Here is a 17,511-nt window from a genome sequence, read left to right as displayed (position 1 = left end):
TTGGGATCAGTCTGCGGAGGGCTTGTAGCTGTAGAAGCCTTCGCCCGAGGCGATGCCGAGCCTGCCCTTGTCGATGTAGTTTTCCTTCAGCCAGGCGGCGAGCGACTGAGCATGCTCGTCGCCATGCGAGAGGATGTTGTAGGGGGTGTTCAATCCGATGATGTCGTAGATCTGGAACGGCCCCATCGGCGCGCCGGTGGCGATCCGCCAGACCTTGTCGACATCTTCCGGCTCGGCATAGCCGCCGGCCGCCAGATCGGCGGCCGCGTTCAGGAGCGGCACCAAAAGCGAATTGAGGACGTAACCCGCTTTCTCCTTGCGCACCGGGATCGGCACCATGCCGATGGCGGAGGCGAAGGCGATCAGGGCATCGAACACGGCCGGATCGGTGTCGTCCGTGCCCATCACCTCGGCGGTGTTGAACTTCCAGATGCTGTTGGCGAAGTGCAGCGCCAGAAACCGGTCCGGTCGGCCGGTGTAAGCCTTCAGGTCGCTCGGCAGCAGGGTCGAGCTATTGGTGGCGAAGATCGTCCTGTCCGGCGCGAGCCCCGCCAGTTTCTCGTAGAGCGCCTGCTTGATCGAAAGAACCTCCGGAACCGCCTCGATCACGAGGTCCGCGTCCGCGACGGCCGCGCCGAGATCGCTCAGCAGAGCGATCCGCTTGAGCGCCCCGGCCGCCTTGCCGCCAGCCGCGCCCGACACCTCGTTCGTGTAGGTTTCGACGAGCGCCGCCAGCCGTGCGCGCGCCTGTTCGAGCGCTTCCTCGCTGATGTCGTAGGCGACAACATCGAAGCCGCTATAGGCCGTCTGGAAGGCGATCTGGCTCCCGAGGACTCCCGTGCCGAGAACCGCCACTTTCCTGATATCGCTCATCCAATTTCCTTCTGCGCGGTATCGTCACTTAGAAACGGAGCCGCCACCTCCACCGGGACGCGGGCCAGCTTGCCGGTTTCCCGATCGACCAGGGCCCATTGGGTCAGCGAGGCGACGATCGTCCGGCCGTCTTCGGCATGGAATTCGACACATCGTGCATAGCGGGCACCCCGCGGCGCTCGGATGACCCAGGTGATCGCACTGACCTCGTCTCCCGCCCGGACATTGCCGCGATAGTCGACCTCATGGCGCAGCACGACCGCGACGAACCGGTCGCGATCCTGCGGCCGCGCGGCCGTCAGCCAATGCGCCACCGACACATCCTGAATCCAGGTCACCCAGACCGCATTGTTGACATGGCCGAGTTCGTCGATGTCGGCGTCCCGGGCGCGGAAGCGGATATGGAAGCGCCGATGCTCATCCACCTCGCCGACGAGTGGGTGTCCGTGCTCATCGCAGCCGATGCGTCGACGATCTGACACGATCCCGCTCACGAATACGCCTGCTCCTCATGCGACGAACCCAGTCCTGCCATGGCGCGGAAGAAGCCGACGAGCATCTCGTCGCGCGGCATGGCGCCTTCGACATCGCCCTGCACCGCCAGTCCCATCCAGACCGCGTAAAGACCGATACCGGTCTGCATCGGCGGCAAGGCCGGACGAAGTGCGAAGCGTTGCGTCAGATCGGCGACGAGCTCACCGAACATCCGATAGCAGGCCGCCTTGCCCTCCCGGTGCCGCTCGGCGAAAGCCGGATCGCGCCGGGCATGGAGCTGCAATTCGATCGAGAGCAGTGACCATTGTGCCTCGTCGGCCAACTTCGCGAGCCGCGCGGCCAGCACCTGCAGCGTCGCCTCGATATCGTCGCCGGAGCAGTGCGCGACCAGGTCGCGAAGCAGTGTGACCTCGTCCTGGATATGGCTTTGCAGGATCTCGACCAGCAGATCATCCTTGCTGGCGAAGTTCGAGTAGAAGGCGCCCTGCGAATGCCCTGCGGCGCTGCAGATGTTGCGAATCGACATGGCAGAGACCCCCTCCTCGATAATCGAGGAATGCGCGGCCGCGATCAGCCGGTCCCGCGTCTGGCGCTGCGTGTCCTTGCGCGTAAGCGGCATGGGTTCGTTCTCCAACCAACGGGCGAGACGTGCGAAACCTTTTCGGAGGTTCCGCGTTCTCAGTGAGACCAGATATCAACTGATATCCGAAATCAACGGCGATTTCGACCCGAAATCGTTCCTGGGCAACGAAATCTCAGTGTGAAGGAGCGCTCTTGGCTCAAACCTACATTGGCTATTCTCCGGACGTGGAGGTTCTCGGCAAGGACGAGGAGCGGCTGACCGCCGAGATCCTTGAGATCATGGCGAATACCAACCGCAAGGCGTTCGAACGCCACCGCCATGCGGTGCGCGACGCCCATGCCAAGAGCCACGGGTTCCTCAAGGGCGAACTCGTCGTACCGGAACTGCCGGAGCATCTGCGTCAGGGGCTTTTCGCTCGCCCGGCCACCTATTCCATGGTGATCCGCCTCTCATCAGCGCCGGGCGACATTCACTCCGACACGATTCCCGCCCCGCGCGGCATGGCGATCAAGGTGATCGGCGTCGAAGGCGAGCGGCTTCTCCCCGAAGACCAGGGCCAAAACCAGGATTTCCTGCTCGTCAACATCCCGACCTTGAGCTTCGGCACGATCGGTAAATATCGCCAGCTCATCAGCCTTCTGGAGAAGAATGCCCAGAACCCGGTCTTTCTCCAGCGAGCGATGGCTGGGGTGGCGCGCGGCGTGGAAGCTGCGGTCGAAGCGGTCGGCGTCGAGCCCGGCGCCACGCTGCGCGGTCTCGCGCGCGACAACGACCATCTGCTTGGCGAGACCTATCACTCGATGGCGGCGATCCGTTTTGGCGATTACATCGCCAAGATCAGCGCCGCGCCGCTTTCCGACAATGTCCGCGCGCTCACCGGCAAGGACGTCGGCACGGTGGAGGATGCCACCATGCGCGATCTGGTTGTCGAGCATTTCCGCGACCAAGGTGCTGAGTATCAACTGCGCGCCCAACTTTGCGCTGATCTCGACAAGATGCCTGTCGAGGACGCGGCGGTGCTCTGGCCCGAAGAGCTGTCGCCACACCAGCCGATCGCCACGCTGCGCATCCCGCCGCAGGACGCCTATTCGCCGGCGCGGCGGGTCTATGGCGATGACGTGCTGTCGTTCAATCCCTGGCACGGTATCCGCGATCATCAGCCGCTCGGATCGATCATGCGGGTGCGCATCGCCGCCTATGAGCGATCCACCCGCTACCGCCATGAGATGAACGCCCAGCCTCGTGTCGAGCCGACAAACATCGACGCCATCCCGGACTGACGCACCGATCGTCACACGCAATCACGAAAGGAGGCCAGCCATGGCCGAAACCGAAGACACCCCGCAGATCGACGAAACCCGCCTTCAAGCCATCCGGCGGCGGATCGAGGAAGTGGCCGGCGACGCGCCGCAGCTCGCCAAGCTCGCCCTTGAGCAGATGGTGACGAAGCACAATCCCGACCTCAAGGGCACGGCGGGCTCGGCTGGCCGTGTCGGCGCCCAGTCCGGCAATGTCTCCGAGCTCACAGCCATCGCAAACTTGAAGCCAGGCGGCGCGGACCGGCTGAAACGCATCTTCGGGCTGGTGAACGGCAATTTCGATGGCGCGCAGAAGGTCGGCACGCTCCACAATATGCGGTTCGTGTTCTTCGACAACGACACACGCATCCTGTTCGCCACCGCCTATGACGGCGACTGGGACACCTATATCAACGACTTCGCCACCAAGATCCCCGACCTGATGGACCTGCTTTTCGCTTCGGTCGAAGGTTGGCCTGGCATCGCAAGCCCCAAGGTCAAGGATTTCATCGCCGAGCATCAGATCACCGCTGCCGGCTGGTTCGTCGCCAACCCGCAGGTGACCGTCGTCGACGTGCGCCGCCTTCAGCGGATGGAGCATGCGGTCAACGAATTCCTGGACAAGGTGGGCTGAGCCATGGCGATCCTTCAGAAACTGAAAGAGCGCTTCCGGCGCGACAGCGTTACGCTCGATCTGCACGACATTCAGGCGCTGATCCTGCGAAGCCGGCCCGAGCCTTATGTCGGTATCCACGCCATGCTCCATTTCGACGAGGCGGAGGGCGCGCGCGATCTTCTCGGCCGGCTCGCGCCCCATATCGCATCTGCCGACAACTGGAGCGAGGATCTTGATTTCTGGATCGGGGCCGCACTCAGCTTCGAGGGGCTGAAGGCGCTCGGCGTTCCCGAAGCGCAGCTCAAGACATTCCCGCTCCCCTTCCAGCAGGGCATGGCCGCACGCGCGGAGCAGCTTCGCGACTTCGGGCCCAACGCGCCTCAAAACTGGGAAGAGGTGTTCAAGCCCGGCAACTGCCATCTCGCGCTGACTATCTACGCCGTGGATGATGCTGCGCTCGATAAGGCGCTGGCGACGGCGCGCACCGAACTCGACCGGAGCAGCGGCGTGACCCTGCTCGGCGAGCATCGTTTCGGCGCGCCGGATGGCGCGAAAAACCCGTTCGGTTTCCGGGATTCGATCTCCCAGCCCGCCGTCGAGGGTAGCGGCGTCGATCCGCTGCCGGGCGAGGAGCGCCCGATCAAGGCGGGCGAGTTCATTCTTGGATATGAAAGCGAGAACGGCCAACCGCTTGGCATGCCCGAGCCCGCCGGGCTGGGCAAGAACGGCACCTTCGTCGTTATGCGCAAGTACAACAGCCGGGTCGGCTGTTTTAACGCCTTCCTCAAGGCGCATGGCGAGACGCCGGAGGAACGCGAGCTATTAGCCGCCAAGATGTTCGGTCGCTGGCGTTCCGGCGCGCCCTTGACGCTGTCGCCCGATCACGACGATCCCGACCTCGGCGCCGACCCGCAGCGCAACAACGACTTCAGCTTCAAGGATGACCCCAAAGGTCGCGTTGTGCCGCTTGGCTGCCATATGCGCCGGCTCAATCCCCGCGACTCCGAGTTGACGCTGCTCACCGACGTCAACATCCACAGGATCATCCGTCGTTCCTCGACCTTCGGGCCGGTCTATTCCGAGGATGTCACGCCGCAGGACGATAAGAAAGGCGATCGCGGCCTGTTCTTCATCTTCATCAGCGCGCGTGCCTATGACACGATCGAGTTCATGCAGCAGGAATGGATCAATCGCGGGAATTTCGTCGACCTTGGCGAAGAGCGCGATCCAATCGTCGGCCTGCATGAGGAGGACGGTCGGTTCACCATCCCGCAGGCGCCCGCGCGCAAGCGCATCGACGGTGTGCAGACTTTCAATGTCATGAAGGGAGGCGAATATCTGTTCATGCCAAGCCTATCGGCGCTTAAGTGGTTGGCAGAACGACGCTAAAGCTATTCACCTGATTGTCGGTTGAGATTTGAAGTGTGCAGAGTGACCCGGAAAGTGCGGGGCTGTGCGGAAGGTTAAGTGAGTGGGAGTTGAGTTTCGGCAAGGCTGGGGATGGTTGGTCCTTGTGGCGCTTACGATTTCGACGACCGGCGATGAAATCACGTTGCTGACGTTGATGTTCCGCACTGCCGAGAACGCATCCGGCTATGCGGTGCCGACGCTGCTGACCGCGGAGCTGCTACCCGGTCTGATCGCCGCACCCTGGGCGGGCCGCTTGATCGACCGCCGGGAGGCGGCCCGCATTCTGGTCATGGTGTCAGTTCTGCAAGCGGGCGTGATAGCATTTATCGCCTATTATCCCATGTTCACGCTCGCCGGGGCCGCGCTGTTGAGCGTGCTGTTCACGATCAGCAGCGCCGCAACATTCGCGTTGATTCCAGTGCTGGCGAGCGGCTTGGAATGACCTCGCACTCGCCAATTCCCTTATGGAAATGGTTCGCAGCCTTGGAATGCTCGCTGGTCCAGTCGCTGGGGGCGTACTGGTGGGATGGATCGGATCGCGCAATGCGCTTTTAGCCGATGCCGCCAGTTTTTCCCTTTTGGCCCTCGTCGTGATGGCGAGCAGGCTTCGCCGCAAGCCACAACGGGACGATCAGGAGGAAGAGACCCTGTTCGTGGACTACCTGCCGCTGCTCCGCAATCGACGGTTGATGGTGGTTACGGGTGCGCTCAGCCTCGAAGTGTTTGCGACCGCCATAGCCGACGTTGCTTTCGTGTTTCTCGTGATGGTGACGCTGGGAGCGGGCCGACCGCGTTTGGAATGCTGACGGCACTATGGGCGGTTGGGATGTTGATCGGCGCTGGGCTGGCCGAAAGGGTTATTGGCCATAGGGTCGGACTGGCGGCGTTCGGCACGGCCGCTGTCATGGGCGCGACCATGCTGTGGATCGGCCTTGCGCCGATCGGGCTGGCAATCGTTGCCGTCGCCTTCATCCTAGGCGGCGGCGCAAACAGCATCCACAACGTCGCTGTCCGAACCTTGTTCCAGTCGGAATGCCCGCCCGCCGATCATGGCAAGGTCGCCGCGATCTATGGTGCGGTGACACGCACCGCCGTAATCGGCGGCTATGTTGCTGGCGGCTGCTTTTTTGTGCCGAATGATGCGCCAACCGCCTATCTCGTGGGCGGCCTGCTGGGCGTTGTCGCGGGCTTAGTCGGATGGCGGATATTCAATCGTAGATGGAGCGCAGCACCAATCAAAGCATCGACGCGCCAAGATTGACCTGATTGTCGTGCCCATCCGCTAACGGCTATACCAATCAGGTGGCGTGATTGAGGCGCGGTGCGGAACGGACACGATAGCGACGCCCTAATGATGTAAGGCAGAAAATATATGACCTTTCAGTTTGATCCATCATTCGATGCAGAATCACTCCACATGCCGGGAGATTCTTTGATCGAATTAGACCAGATAGAGAGTTCATTAAGAATATTGCTGCCGTCTGAGCTTCGTGATTTATTTATTGAATTCGGATCAGCGATAGTTTTCAATAATGATGTTGAATTTCCTGCGGAAAAATGCGCCTATTCCGATGATTCAGGAAGAATTGGCGTTTCAGTTATATATGGCCCTGTTGACGGAAGCTTAGGAATAATTCGCATAAACGAACAATTATCCATGCAGATTCCAAAAACATCTGTGGTTTTTGCGGAAATCGGTCTGGGTAATATGCTGTTAATTGACAGAATTGATGGAAAGATATCCGTATGGCTGCACGATGAAGCTCTGCCTTCTAGGGCGATAACCCCCGTATACGACAGCTTTCATGACTTTATCGATGCACTGGTAGCCTTCGATCCTCCTCCCCTGCCCAGTTTAAAGGAATTGGGATTGGACTTGAAAGCGATGGGGATAGAAGAGGAGTAGCTAGAGGTTACGGTTCGGCGCTGACGGAAACCACACGATAACCGATAGCCTAACTATCTAAATTAACGTGGCTTTTCCTGCCTTCTGGCGGTCGCCAGCATCTCACGGCGAAGTATGGCGTTCATGCGGGCTTGGTAGCCCTTACCCTGCGATTTGAGCCAGGCGAGCACATCAGCATCAAGGCGTGCCGTCACCTGCTGCTTGATGGGCTTATAGAAGCGCCCACGCTGCCCGTTCCGCCAGAAATCCTCTGTCAGCGCCGGAGAGTCGCTATAGTCGATCCCGCTATCCGGCATCGCCTGCAGGGCATCCAGTTCGGCCTGTTGCGCTTCGGTCAACGGCGGCAGATTGTCCGGATCGAGTTGGAAACGGACGGTATCAGCGTCTTTCTTCTTCATAACGTCGCCTTTCCGTTCGATCGGCCTTTCGAGCCGAAATCCACATACTCGCCGTCATCGTCTTGCTCGACGACAGTGTGGGCCACGAGGAGGAGCAGATGCCCTTCCACGAGGCCCAAGGTTTGCCATCGTCGCTCGCCACCTTCGATCCGATCCTGATCGCTCAGCGCGAAAGGATCTGTGAACGCACGAGTAGCGATCGCAAAGCTGACGCCGTGCTTCTTCAGATTGCTCTCGGCTTTGGCCGGGTGCCAGGAGAAGCGCATGGATGGCATTACGGAAATATAATTATGTTTTTGTCGTTACGCAAGGCGCGGCGGTTTGAGCCATCCGGCCCGCGCGAGCGTATCTGCGAGGGTCGATCGGGGCACGTTGAACGTGCGGCTGATCGACGACTTGCTAGCGCCACCGGCAAGGGCGGCGGTGATCTGATCGAGCTTTTCCGCATCGATCGTTCGCGGGCGGCCACCGTAGCGCCCGCGCCGTCTGGCGGCCGCAAGGCCTGCCATGATGCGCTCGCGCGTCAATGCCCGTTCATACTGGGCCAGCGCGCCGAACAGCGAAAACAGCAGCTCGCCATGCGGCGTTCCCGTGTCCATCTGCTCGGTCAATGACCGGAATGACACGTCACGCTCCCTGAGATCGGTCAGGATCGACAGCAAATGCGGCAGGGAGCGGCCGAGCCGATCCAGTTTCCACACGACCAGCGTATCGCCGGCTGCGAGATATTCGAGGCAGGCCCGCAGGCTCGCCCGGTCCTCGCGAGCGCCGGATGCCTTGTCGGAATAGAGATGCCGGCTATCGACGCCGGCTGCGATCAGCGCATCGCGCTGAAGATCGACCGATTGCCGGTCATCTGTGGAAGAGACGCGCATGTAGCCTATAAGCATGTCGGAAAACCCCTGATAGCTTGTTGTGGGACAGTCCTCCTTTCCGGCAGAGTTTATCGGACGCTACGGATTTTGGGCGTGCGTAGATTGCTGGAATTTCCGGGGGGATGCCTGCTAGCGGCGGAATGTGTCGTCGGGCGCATCAGGCGGGGCGCTTATCGTGTGATTTCCATTAGGTTAATCTGTTCGTGCAGCCGCTGCCGCAGCGGACCGTCTTCTGGCCGCGACGATCAATAACGGATTATCCGCCTGCTTACGCTGACCAAGTCGCATGCCCGTCGCCGAATTGATCCCGTGGCGGCTGCACACATCGCTGTCGCCATGCCCGCTTCCTGCTCCGCGCCTCTTCAATTTATCGTAGAAGCTTTTGATGTGTCTTATTAAAATCCTTGGCTTGCCGCTCTCGGTCAGACGATGATTGGACGGATTTCAGTTCACTTTCGTCCATATCTGCGATTTGCACATGATCCGCCCTGTCAGGCACCCCTTTCCCTCCATCCGCCGATCGTCGAGCGTGGTGATTGTTCCAGAGAAGGTTTGGCCGATGTCGGGTACAAAAACACTGCCGCGCCACACGCCCTTCTTTTCAGGAACAAAATCGCGAAACAGGATCAGACCTACCAGATCGTTTGTCCCGCCGCGCCGCGCATCCGCCTTGGCTTTGTCACTTGCCCAGACCACGACCCCGCACATTCTGCTTCCGCACGGCTGGGCTCGCACATGTACGCTGTCCTGCGGATTCTTCCACACTCCGAAAGAAGCGCGCTGTGCCTCGACGGACGCAGATGTTGCAAGTAGCAGCATGGCTGCCAATACGAAACTGAACCTCATCGCCATTCTTCCTCAAGGCCGGATCATCATTTGCGCGACATTTTCCGCGATCGCCATGGTAGGCGCGTTAGTGTTGCCCGACACGATCGACGGCATGATCGATGCATCGACCACGCGCAAACCGTCAATGCCACGTACACGGGCTGCCGGATCGACCACGGATGCCGAGTCACTGCCCATGCGGCATGTTCCTACCGGATGATAGATTGTTTCAGCGCGCGCGCGGATGTCGTCGATCAGAGCCTCGTCGGTCTGGACCGCGGGTCCCGGTCGCACCTCCTCGCGCAAGTGACGGGCGAGCGCCGGCGCATGAAGGAGCTTGCGGGCTAGCTTCGCGCCATTCAGCAAGACGCCCACATCATCGGGATGACTGAGATAATTGCCCTCTATGCGCGGATGAGCCGTGGGATCGGCGATCTTGAGCCCGATCCTGCCGCGGCTCTTCGGTAGAAGGTCGCAGACATGCACGGTCATTCCGTAGCCGAAGGCTGTCTTGCGGCCATGGTCACGCAGGATCGCCGGCAGGAAATGGAATTGAAGATTGGGCCGCTCCCGGCCGGCGTCGGATTTGAGGAAAGCGCCGCCCTCCGAGGCATTTGACGTCAATTCGCCTTCATGATGAAGGAAATAGCTCCATGCGCCGCGTATCGCACGAGGCAGGAAACTGGGCGCCACTCCAAATCCTTCGCGATCGGCCGTGGTTGCCACAGCCGTATAGTCGAGGTGATCGGCGAGATTGGCTCCGACTTCGGGCGCATCCAGAACGATCTCTATGCCATGCTGCCTGAGTTCGCTCGCCGGGCCGACGCCCGACAGCATCAGAATCTGCGGCGAATTGACCGCGCCAGCCGAAAGGATCACCTCTCCACCGGGGCGCAGCAGCAGGTCCCGGCCGCCGACGCGGACCCCGATGGCGCGACGGTCCTTGAACAGTATCCGTTCGACGAGGCCGTTCGTTTCGATGGCGAGATTCTTGCGCGAGCGAGCCGGATCGAGAAACGCTCGCGCCGTGCTGAACCGTTGCCCGTCTTTCTGGGTCACCTGATAGACACCAAAGCCTTCCTGGCTCACGCCATTGAAGTCGGGATTTCGCGGGTAGTGCAGTTCCACCCCAGCTTCGACGAAGTCTTCCGTAAGTGGGTTCACTCGCCCAAGATTGGAGACGCAAAGTGGCCCGGCATTGCCATGATGCTCGTCGTGGATAGCCTGATTGTTTTCGAGCGCGATAAAAAGCTCGCGCATGCGCGGCCAGTCCCAGTCAGCTCCGGCGGCCGCCCCCCAGCCCTCATAGTCCGCCCGATCGCCGCGAATGTAGACCATTGCATTGATCGAGTTGCTGCCACCCAGCGTCTTGCCGCGCGGCCAATAGAGCCGCCGGTTGTTAAGGTGAGGCTCGACTTCGGTCTCACAGTTCCAGTTCACCCATCCCGTGCGGGCAATGACGCTGACGCCAAGCGGCATGTGAATGAAGGGATTGCGATCGCGCGGCCCCGCCTCGATGAGGCAGACAGCTTTATCCGAATCAGCAGAAAGGCGGTTGGCCATGACGCAGCCGGCCGAGCCGCCGCCAATGATGATATAGTCGTACATGGATTTACCCCAGAAAGCGTTTGGCAAGTCGGATCAGACGCGCTGCCCGGCCCGAATAGGGAGGAAAGACGAGAGGCAGAGCGGAGAAGCGGTTCTGGAGAACGGCGCGCTCATGACTGAAAGTCCGGAACCCGTGATGGCCATGTGCCGCCCCGATCCCGGAATTGTTCACACCGCCGAACGGCAGATGATCGTGGACGTATTGGACGATGGTAAGGTTGACGCCTGCACTGCCGGAAGTCGTGGCCGCCAGGATATGATCCACTCTCGCCCGGTCACGATCGAACACATAAAGCGCCAGCGGCTTGGGTCTTGCGTTGATCCGACCGATCACGGTTTCAATGTCATCATAGGTCAGGACCGGCAGGACGGGACCGAATATCTCCTCATGGTCGATCGCCGCCTCGGGAGCGATCGCCTCCAGCACTGTGGGCGCCAGCGCCCTTCCCTGCCTTTCGCCGCCGACAATGATCCGCCCGCCCGTGGCCAGGGCATCCGCAATCAGGCCCCCCAGTCTGTCCGCATGGCGATCATTGACGATCCTTGCGAGATAGGGGCTCGTCATGCCCGAACCATAAGCGGCGGCGATCCGGCGGCGCAGCGCTTCCACGAACCGGTCGCGGATCGAAGCGTGGACGAACACATGATCGGGCGCGATGCAGGTTTGACCGGCATTGGAGAATTTGCCGAAGGCGATCCAACTGGCGGCCGTCTCTATGTCGGCATCCGGTCCCACGATCGTGGGCGACTTGCCACCCAGTTCCAGCGTAACGGAGGTCAGGTGGCGGGAGGCTGCCTGCATTACGACTTTCCCGACCTCGGGGCTGCCGGTGAAGAAGATATGATCGAAGGGCAGCGCGAGCAGGGCCTGAGACATCTCCTTCCCGCCGAGGGCGACGGTAACCAAGTCTGGCGGAAATGTGTCGGCGATCAGCCGCGCGATGACGCCCGAGGTAGCAGGTGTCATCTCCGAAGGCTTCAGGATAGCGCTGTTGCCGGCAGCAAGGCAGGAGACAAGCGGCCCCAGGCAGAGATTGAATGGGTAATTCCAGGGCGCGATGATAAGGCACACGCCGCGTGGCTGCGGCACGATCCGTCCGGCCGTGCCGAAACCGATCAATGTCGGTCCGACATGGACTGGCCGCATCCATCGGCGCAGATTACGACGGCTGTGGCGGATTTCCTGCATGACCGGAAGAATTTCCGTCAGAAACACTTCGGCCTCCGGCTTGCCGAAGTCGGTCGCCATGGCCTGGACGATCTCCCCTTCGAACTTTCGTATGGCAGCCGCGAGGCGCGCCAGCGCAGCGCGTCTTTCAGCAAGGCCAAAGCGCATCCGGCGCTCGTCCGACATTGCCTTTTGCGCGGTGAAGAGCATTTCCACCGGGCGGCCATCACAGGGTTCCTGCGAAATCGAATGGCTCTCTTCAATCATTTCATTCTCGTCGAAAACATGACCTTCGCGCGAGTCTTACGAGCGCAAAAGCAATAGGGAACTACACGAGCATGTAGTATCGACCCGACATGGGCCTGGGAACCGAATGGACTCCAACGCTGCTTTCGCGACTGGCGGAAACGGCACTTCGCCGTGTGGAATTGACCGCGCGCGTCAGCCTGCTGCGCGCACCTTGCGGCTACGGCAAATCGGCGACGCTCGCGGCCGGTTGGAAGGAGGCGGCGGACACTGGTCGCCCGGCGCTTTGGGCAAGTCTTGCAAGCGACGACACAAAGAAGGGCACCCTGCGTCGCCTCGCCTTTCAGGCCGGAACCGCCGCGGACATCGAGTCCATTCTCCAATGGATATGGCATCAGGACAGGCCCGGGATTATTTGCCTCGATGATGTTCAGGAAGCGCCGCATCTCGAAACGCTGACAAGAGACATGATGGATGCTCTTCCCGATGATTGGCGAGCGGTCCTTGCAACCTCCGCCCCCTGGGGATTTGGCGTCCTCAACGCTGACTGGCAGGAAGTCGGCCCCGATGCCCTGGCCTGCCGCGCCCAGGATCTGAAGGAATTGATCCGGCTCCCTTCAGCCCTCGACCGGATCATATCGGACACACAGGGTTGGCCCGCATTGTGCCGCATCGCGGGCCGTGTATCCCACCGGATGCAGCCACTGCATTTATGGCCCGAGATCATCTGTTATCTCGATCAGATGGTGTTGGCACCCTTATCGCCCGCTCTGCGCACATGGCTGAAAAAGGCGGCATTAATCGCTCCCCTCGATGCCGAAAGCCACGATTTTGCCCTGCGCGTGCCGATTCCGATGAAGCCGCCCCTCGTTTCCGAGATGATTGCGCCCCTTCGTTCCGAGATGATGTCGCCCCCCCGGAGACAGGGCCGTGCTGGCTACGTCTGTTGTTATTTCGTTCGTGCCGGCCGTCAAGCCTCTGAAGGGGATTTGACCCGGCGCATGCTGTCACCGTCGAGGTCCAGGCGGTGGGCGTTGTGGACGAGCCTGTCGAGGATGGCGTCGGCATAGGTCGGATCGCCGATCACCTCGTGCCACGCCGCGATCGGCAGCTGGCTGGTGACCATCGTCGAGCGACGGCCATAACGCTCTTCTAGGATTTCGAGGAGGTCGTAGCGGGCATGAGCATCGAGTGGCTCAAGCCCCCAGTCATCAAGAATCAGGAGCTGAACGCTGCCGAGCTTGGCCAGGATGCGGGCGTAGCGTCCGTCGCCGCGTGCCAACGCCAGGCTGGCGAACAGCTTGGGCACCCGCTGATACAGCACCGAACGGTCGTCGCGGCAGGCCTTATGGCCTAGCGCGCAGGCCGCCATGATTTCCCGACGCCAGTCGGGCCGCAGATGACGAGATTGTCGCGAGCGGCGATCCAGTCACCAGCGACGAGCTTGAGGAACAGTCCCCGGTCGAGACCTCGATGGCTGCGATAATCGACATCCTCGGGGGTTGCCTGATGGCGCAGCTTGGCGAACCGCAGCCGGGCGGCCAGCTTGCGGTCGTGGCGGAAGCTCCATTCGCGGTCGAGCAGCAGCGCCAGCCATTCGGGATGGGTGAGCCGCTCGGCTTCGGCATTGGCGGCCAGTTCGTCGAACGCCCTGGCCATGCCAGCCAGCCCCATTGCGTTCAGCCGGTCGAGAGTGGGATGTTGAAGCATCATGATCTCCTTCAGTGATAGTAGCGGGAACCCCGGATATTCGGGTGGGTGATCGTCCGATCGTCGCGCGCCTGCCGGGGCGCGGGCGCCTGATCGAGCCGGTTGTCGAGGATCGATCGGACCGATCCATAGGTGCGTGCGCCGATATCGAGCGCCCGGCTGCACGCCGCTTCGACCCGTTCGCGGCCGAAGCCCTTCACCAGGCGCACGATGCCCAGGCAGGCCCGGAAGCCCTGCTCGGGATGCGGGCGATCGGTCAGGATTTTCTCGCACAGCAGGGCGGCACAGGGGCCGATCGCGGCCGCCTCGGTGGCGATGCGTTCGATCGTCCAGTCGGCGAAGCGCCGGTGCGATGACGGCATATGCTCGGATATCGTCGTGTGCCGGCCATTGCCGGAGCCGCGCATATGGGCGGCGATCCGTTCACCCTTGTGGAACAGTTCGATCGTACGCGCGGTGATCCGCGCCTCGACCGGCTCGCGCGCGAAGCGATACGGGACCGAGTAATAATGGCGCTCGATCTCGACATGATAATCGAGACCAGCGCGCCGCCGCCGCCATTCGGCGAAGACATAGGGTTCCAGCGGCAGAGCTTTCAGCGCAGGCCTGTCGATGGCCTCGAACAGCTGGCGCCGGGTCTGGCCCACGCGGCGCATGATACGGCGGTCATTGAGGTCGGCGAGCAGGTCGCCGATCGCGGCGTTGAGTTCGGTCAGGCTATAGAAGATCCGATGCCGAAGGCGCCCGAACAGCCAGCGCTCGACGATCAGCACGCAGGCCTCCACCTTGGCCTTGTCGCGTGGGCGGCGCGGACGGGTCGGCAGCACCGCGCTGTCGTAATGTGCCGCCATCTCGGCATAGCTGCGGTTGACCTGTGGATCGTAAAGGCAGGCCTTGATCACCGCGACCTTGGCATTGTCCGGCACGAACAGGGCAGGCGCGCCGCCGAAGGCTTCCAGCGCCCGCACGTGCGCCGCGATCCAGTCGGGCAGCGTCTCGGTCCAGCTCGCCTCGGCATAGGACAGGCTCGATGCACCCAACACCGCCACGAAGATGTGCGCGTCGCGGATTTCGCCGGTCAGCCGGTCGACCACGACAGCCACCTTGTCGCCCGCATAGTCGACGAACAGCTTCTCGCCGGCGGCGTGGGTCTGCCGCATCGTGACCGGCAGCTTCGCCGCCCAGCCACGATAGAGATCGCAGAACCGGCTGTAGCGATAACCTTCCGGATGCTGAGCGATATATTCGTCCCACACGATCTGCAGCGTCACATGCTTGCGCTTCAACTCGCGATGGATCGCTGCCCAGTCCGGTTCAGGGCAGCGGCGATGGCCGGTCTTGGTGCCAGCCGCGCGGTAAAGCGCCGCCTCCAGAACGGCATCGCTGACATCCGCGCCCAGCGGCCAAGCCAGACCCGCGACCGCTGCCCGCCTCAGCGTCTCGCGCACCGTCGAGGGCGCGGCGCCCACCCGATACGAAATCGCCTTGTGACCCAGCCCCTGCTCAAACCGGTACCGTAAAATCTCGCGAACCCGTCGCATACTCAATCGCTCCGCCGACATCGGCTCCCTCCCTCGGACAACCCAAAGGAAGCAAACCTAATCCCAGCAGCGGACCTTCATCGTCATCCCCGCCAAGGGGGCGACATCATCTCGGAATCAGGGGGCGAGTAATTCTCGGAACAGGGGGGCGGCATCATTTCGGAATGAGGGGGCGGCTTCCCTCGGAATCAGCACATTCTCCAGGGTGATCACCGTCGCCTTATCGCCGGCCGACTGTGCGGCTGCTGCATAGGCTTGCGCGGCTGAAGGCTCCAGCACGACGGAAGCGACCATGAATTGAGGCACGGCCAGAGGCAGCCATTCGATCGGATTTGCCTGACGGTAGCGGCCCGCCTGTGCGTCAGGAGCGCCCCCGAACAGGTTGACGAAGATCGGGCGGCCGCAAATATCCTTGTCGAACCCGTACAGGGTTCGCAGGTCGCCTGGGCCGTCGATGGCGACCGCGGCGGAAACCTTCAGTGGATCAGCGCCGCGGACCTCGCTGTCGGCAGGCAATCTGGGACGGGCCGCCAGCCACAGGGCAGCGTGGGCGCCGGCAGAATGTCCCACCGTCACCACATGCTTCAGGTCCAGAGGCTGGGTTCGTGCCAGCACCCTCAAGTGATCGAGCGCCGCTCCCCAATCCTGGAAGGTCCCAGGCCACCCGCCGCGGGTGTCACCAACCTGTCGATACTCTATATTCCATGTCGCCACGCCCTTGTCCGTCAAGGCGCTCGCCAACGGCGCCGTGCCTGCCAGTGTCTCATAGCCTTTGGTCCAGCAGCCACCGTGAATGACCATGACGACGGGAAACGGGCCAGGACCTGCAGGCAAGCGCAGTTCACCGATCTGCAGAGGATCAGGACCATAGGCCTCGACGAGCGTCGGAGCGGTGACGGGAAGGGCGTGGAGTTGGGGCGGTCCGATCAGCGCATGTTGGTTATCCGACGGCGTCTGCGCCCAAGCGGTGCTCGTGACAATCAAGACTGTAGCCAGGCCTAATGAACGGTATCGCATGATCTACCTCTTTCATGCATCTTCCCGCTCCGACGTTACCAGCCAGTTCGTCAAATGTGAGAAGACAGCAATTCGTCATTAGATAACATGGTTCGCTATATTCTTTTCGGAAACACCATTCCGTCATCGAGTGGGCAAAGCGATAGATGAAATCCCGTTTCTGGCGCAAAGCATATTGCGGCTATGCGCGATCACGGTAGCCTTGATCATGGAAGTGATACGTCAGGCGACCAAAGAGCTATCTAGATTTCATTGTCGTCGTGAATTGCGGTTTCAGAGGATCGTGGGTTTTATCTCACTTGGCTATCCATGCTTCGACCAGCTTGACCGCATCCTCTACTGTTTTGACCTCACCGGCGGCTTCATCCGGGATAGTGAGTCCGAATTCGTCTTCAAGCGCCATCACAACTTCCAGCACATCGAGACTATCCACGCCGATGTCATCGTAGAAAGACGAAGCAAGGGCAATCTGATCCGGATAGACGCCGAGCTGACGGCTAATGATCCTGAAAACTCGGGGAGCGATTTCTTCCATCACAAAGCCCTCGCGCGGACACTATCGGCTAGGAAACAGGGCAGATTCTCGTAAACTCAATCATCGCAGAGCAACGATATTGTCCTGCGGCCAGTAAATTCATCATGCCTTGCTGAGCATTTTCTCGGCGCTCGTTTTCACAAAATCCGAAATCTGTCCTGACATCATTTTGAGGAACAGCGGTACGCTGACGTCGCCGCGAATCTCGCTATCCTCAATGTCGAGTTGCACCGGGATATTCTGCCCCATCGCCCCGATGACCAAGTGTAGTGCGTAGTCCGATACCCACTCGGAACTGAGCGAACCGCCTCCCGGGATATGCGCTGCCAGCTTGGGCAGGCCGGCCTCGATCCTGCTCTTCGCTTCGATTTTACCAAGGCTGTGCGGGATAACGACTTCCATAT

At 61.2% G+C, this 17,511-nt stretch carries 22 protein-coding genes and 1 pseudogene; 9 read left to right on the top strand and 14 right to left on the bottom strand.

From position 1 onward, the window contains the following. Positions 1 to 6: 6 nt before the first annotated feature. Together A7Q26_RS15845 and A7Q26_RS15840 are read right to left on the bottom strand one after the other, a co-directional pair. Positions 7 to 873: a 3-hydroxyacyl-CoA dehydrogenase gene (locus A7Q26_RS15845; RefSeq protein WP_046407406.1), complete on the bottom strand. Its 867-nt coding sequence runs from the start codon at positions 871 to 873 to the stop codon at positions 7 to 9. Next, on the bottom strand, positions 870 to 1,247 hold the full coding sequence (locus A7Q26_RS15840) for an acyl-CoA thioesterase (protein ID WP_313737063.1): 378 nt from the start codon (positions 1,245 to 1,247) through the stop codon (positions 870 to 872). Before A7Q26_RS15840 ends, A7Q26_RS15845 begins: the two co-directional genes overlap by 4 nt. On the opposite strand from A7Q26_RS15840, the gene A7Q26_RS26180 reads away from it, so the two are divergent. After that, positions 1,230 to 1,352 (top strand): hypothetical protein, encoded by a 123-nt coding sequence (locus tag A7Q26_RS26180; RefSeq protein ID WP_267903939.1) that lies wholly within the window; start codon positions 1,230 to 1,232, stop codon positions 1,350 to 1,352. The genes A7Q26_RS15840 and A7Q26_RS26180 overlap by 18 nt on opposite strands. 11 nt (positions 1,353 to 1,363) lie before the next feature. Here the strand turns inward: A7Q26_RS26180 and A7Q26_RS15835 are convergent, their stop codons facing one another. Beyond that, the gene (locus A7Q26_RS15835) at positions 1,364 to 1,987 is read right to left on the bottom strand and encodes a TetR/AcrR family transcriptional regulator (RefSeq protein WP_017503240.1); all 624 of its coding nucleotides are present in this window, start codon (positions 1,985 to 1,987) and stop codon (positions 1,364 to 1,366) included. Between the two features lie 155 nt (positions 1,988 to 2,142). Between A7Q26_RS15835 and A7Q26_RS15830 the strand changes: the two genes are divergently transcribed. From A7Q26_RS15830 to A7Q26_RS24710, 7 genes are all read left to right on the top strand, one after another. Beyond that, positions 2,143 to 3,231 (top strand): catalase family protein, encoded by a 1,089-nt coding sequence (locus A7Q26_RS15830; protein WP_026109628.1) that lies wholly within the window; start codon positions 2,143 to 2,145, stop codon positions 3,229 to 3,231. Between the two features lie 40 nt (positions 3,232 to 3,271). Further along, positions 3,272 to 3,883 (top strand): hypothetical protein, encoded by a 612-nt coding sequence (locus A7Q26_RS15825; protein WP_017503242.1) that lies wholly within the window; start codon positions 3,272 to 3,274, stop codon positions 3,881 to 3,883. 3 nt (positions 3,884 to 3,886) lie between these two features. Continuing rightward, positions 3,887 to 5,254: a Dyp-type peroxidase gene (locus A7Q26_RS15820; RefSeq protein ID WP_066861545.1), complete on the top strand. Its 1,368-nt coding sequence runs from the start codon at positions 3,887 to 3,889 to the stop codon at positions 5,252 to 5,254. A gap of 124 nt (positions 5,255 to 5,378) precedes the next feature. Beyond that, complete coding sequence (locus A7Q26_RS25995) at positions 5,379 to 5,717, top strand: hypothetical protein (RefSeq protein WP_017503244.1); 339 nt, start codon at positions 5,379 to 5,381, stop codon at positions 5,715 to 5,717. Positions 5,718 to 5,739: 22 nt separating this feature from the next. After that, the gene (locus tag A7Q26_RS25990; RefSeq protein WP_066861542.1) at positions 5,740 to 6,081 is read left to right on the top strand and encodes a hypothetical protein; all 342 of its coding nucleotides are present in this window, start codon (positions 5,740 to 5,742) and stop codon (positions 6,079 to 6,081) included. Between the two features lie 98 nt (positions 6,082 to 6,179). Next, positions 6,180 to 6,536: a hypothetical protein gene (locus A7Q26_RS25985; RefSeq protein ID WP_332308774.1), complete on the top strand. Its 357-nt coding sequence runs from the start codon at positions 6,180 to 6,182 to the stop codon at positions 6,534 to 6,536. A 111-nt stretch (positions 6,537 to 6,647) separates the two neighbouring features. Further along, positions 6,648 to 7,181: an SMI1/KNR4 family protein gene (locus tag A7Q26_RS24710; RefSeq protein WP_084439161.1), complete on the top strand. Its 534-nt coding sequence runs from the start codon at positions 6,648 to 6,650 to the stop codon at positions 7,179 to 7,181. Between the two features lie 62 nt (positions 7,182 to 7,243). Here the strand turns inward: A7Q26_RS24710 and A7Q26_RS15795 are convergent, their stop codons facing one another. From A7Q26_RS15795 to A7Q26_RS15770, 6 genes are all read right to left on the bottom strand, one after another. Continuing rightward, a complete protein-coding gene (locus A7Q26_RS15795; RefSeq protein ID WP_004206995.1) occupies positions 7,244 to 7,579 on the bottom strand; it encodes a BrnA antitoxin family protein in 336 nt (111 codons plus the stop codon). Then, positions 7,576 to 7,845: a BrnT family toxin gene (locus A7Q26_RS15790; RefSeq protein ID WP_232313826.1), complete on the bottom strand. Its 270-nt coding sequence runs from the start codon at positions 7,843 to 7,845 to the stop codon at positions 7,576 to 7,578. Before A7Q26_RS15790 ends, A7Q26_RS15795 begins: the two co-directional genes overlap by 4 nt. A gap of 36 nt (positions 7,846 to 7,881) precedes the next feature. Continuing rightward, entirely contained in the window at positions 7,882 to 8,469 is a 588-nt protein-coding gene (locus A7Q26_RS15785) for a recombinase family protein (protein ID WP_025290601.1), read from the bottom strand. Between the two features lie 429 nt (positions 8,470 to 8,898). After that, positions 8,899 to 9,300, bottom strand: a complete 402-nt coding sequence (locus A7Q26_RS15780) for a DUF2147 domain-containing protein (RefSeq protein WP_066861607.1) — start codon at positions 9,298 to 9,300, stop codon at positions 8,899 to 8,901. Positions 9,301 to 9,312: 12 nt separating this feature from the next. Further along, the gene (locus A7Q26_RS15775; RefSeq protein ID WP_066861536.1) at positions 9,313 to 10,890 is read right to left on the bottom strand and encodes a GMC family oxidoreductase; all 1,578 of its coding nucleotides are present in this window, start codon (positions 10,888 to 10,890) and stop codon (positions 9,313 to 9,315) included. A 4-nt stretch (positions 10,891 to 10,894) separates the two neighbouring features. Next, on the bottom strand, positions 10,895 to 12,325 hold the full coding sequence (locus tag A7Q26_RS15770; protein ID WP_037474520.1) for an aldehyde dehydrogenase family protein: 1,431 nt from the start codon (positions 12,323 to 12,325) through the stop codon (positions 10,895 to 10,897). Positions 12,326 to 12,414: 89 nt separating this feature from the next. Between A7Q26_RS15770 and A7Q26_RS25650 the strand changes: the two genes are divergently transcribed. Continuing rightward, positions 12,415 to 13,374, top strand: a complete 960-nt coding sequence (locus A7Q26_RS25650; RefSeq protein WP_170978422.1) for a hypothetical protein — start codon at positions 12,415 to 12,417, stop codon at positions 13,372 to 13,374. Here A7Q26_RS25650 and istB read toward each other — a convergent pair. The 5 genes and pseudogenes from istB to A7Q26_RS15745 all read right to left on the bottom strand — a co-directional run bounded on the left by istB (position 13,275) and on the right by A7Q26_RS15745 (position 17,509). Continuing rightward, a pseudogene (gene istB, locus A7Q26_RS15765) lies at positions 13,275 to 14,014 on the bottom strand (IS21-like element helper ATPase IstB). The gene A7Q26_RS25650 and the pseudogene istB sit on opposite strands and share 100 nt — an antisense overlap. Positions 14,015 to 14,025: 11 nt before the next feature. Continuing rightward, positions 14,026 to 15,555, bottom strand: a complete 1,530-nt coding sequence (gene istA / locus A7Q26_RS15760; protein WP_084439160.1) for an IS21 family transposase — start codon at positions 15,553 to 15,555, stop codon at positions 14,026 to 14,028. Positions 15,556 to 15,672: 117 nt separating this feature from the next. Continuing rightward, entirely contained in the window at positions 15,673 to 16,572 is a 900-nt protein-coding gene (locus A7Q26_RS15755) for an alpha/beta hydrolase family protein (RefSeq protein ID WP_066861530.1), read from the bottom strand. Positions 16,573 to 16,867: 295 nt separating this feature from the next. Further along, a complete protein-coding gene (acpP, locus tag A7Q26_RS24705) occupies positions 16,868 to 17,107 on the bottom strand; it encodes an acyl carrier protein (protein ID WP_004206981.1) in 240 nt (79 codons plus the stop codon). A 102-nt stretch (positions 17,108 to 17,209) separates the two neighbouring features. Then, positions 17,210 to 17,509, bottom strand: coding sequence for a polyhydroxyalkanoic acid system family protein (locus tag A7Q26_RS15745; RefSeq protein ID WP_004206980.1), 300 nt, complete (start codon positions 17,507 to 17,509; stop codon positions 17,210 to 17,212). Between the last annotated feature and the right edge of the window lie 2 nt (positions 17,510 to 17,511).

Source organism: Sphingobium sp. TCM1 (assembly GCF_001650725.1).
GTDB lineage: Bacteria > Pseudomonadota > Alphaproteobacteria > Sphingomonadales > Sphingomonadaceae > Sphingobium.
This window is presented reverse-complemented; position numbering and strand designations above follow the sequence as displayed.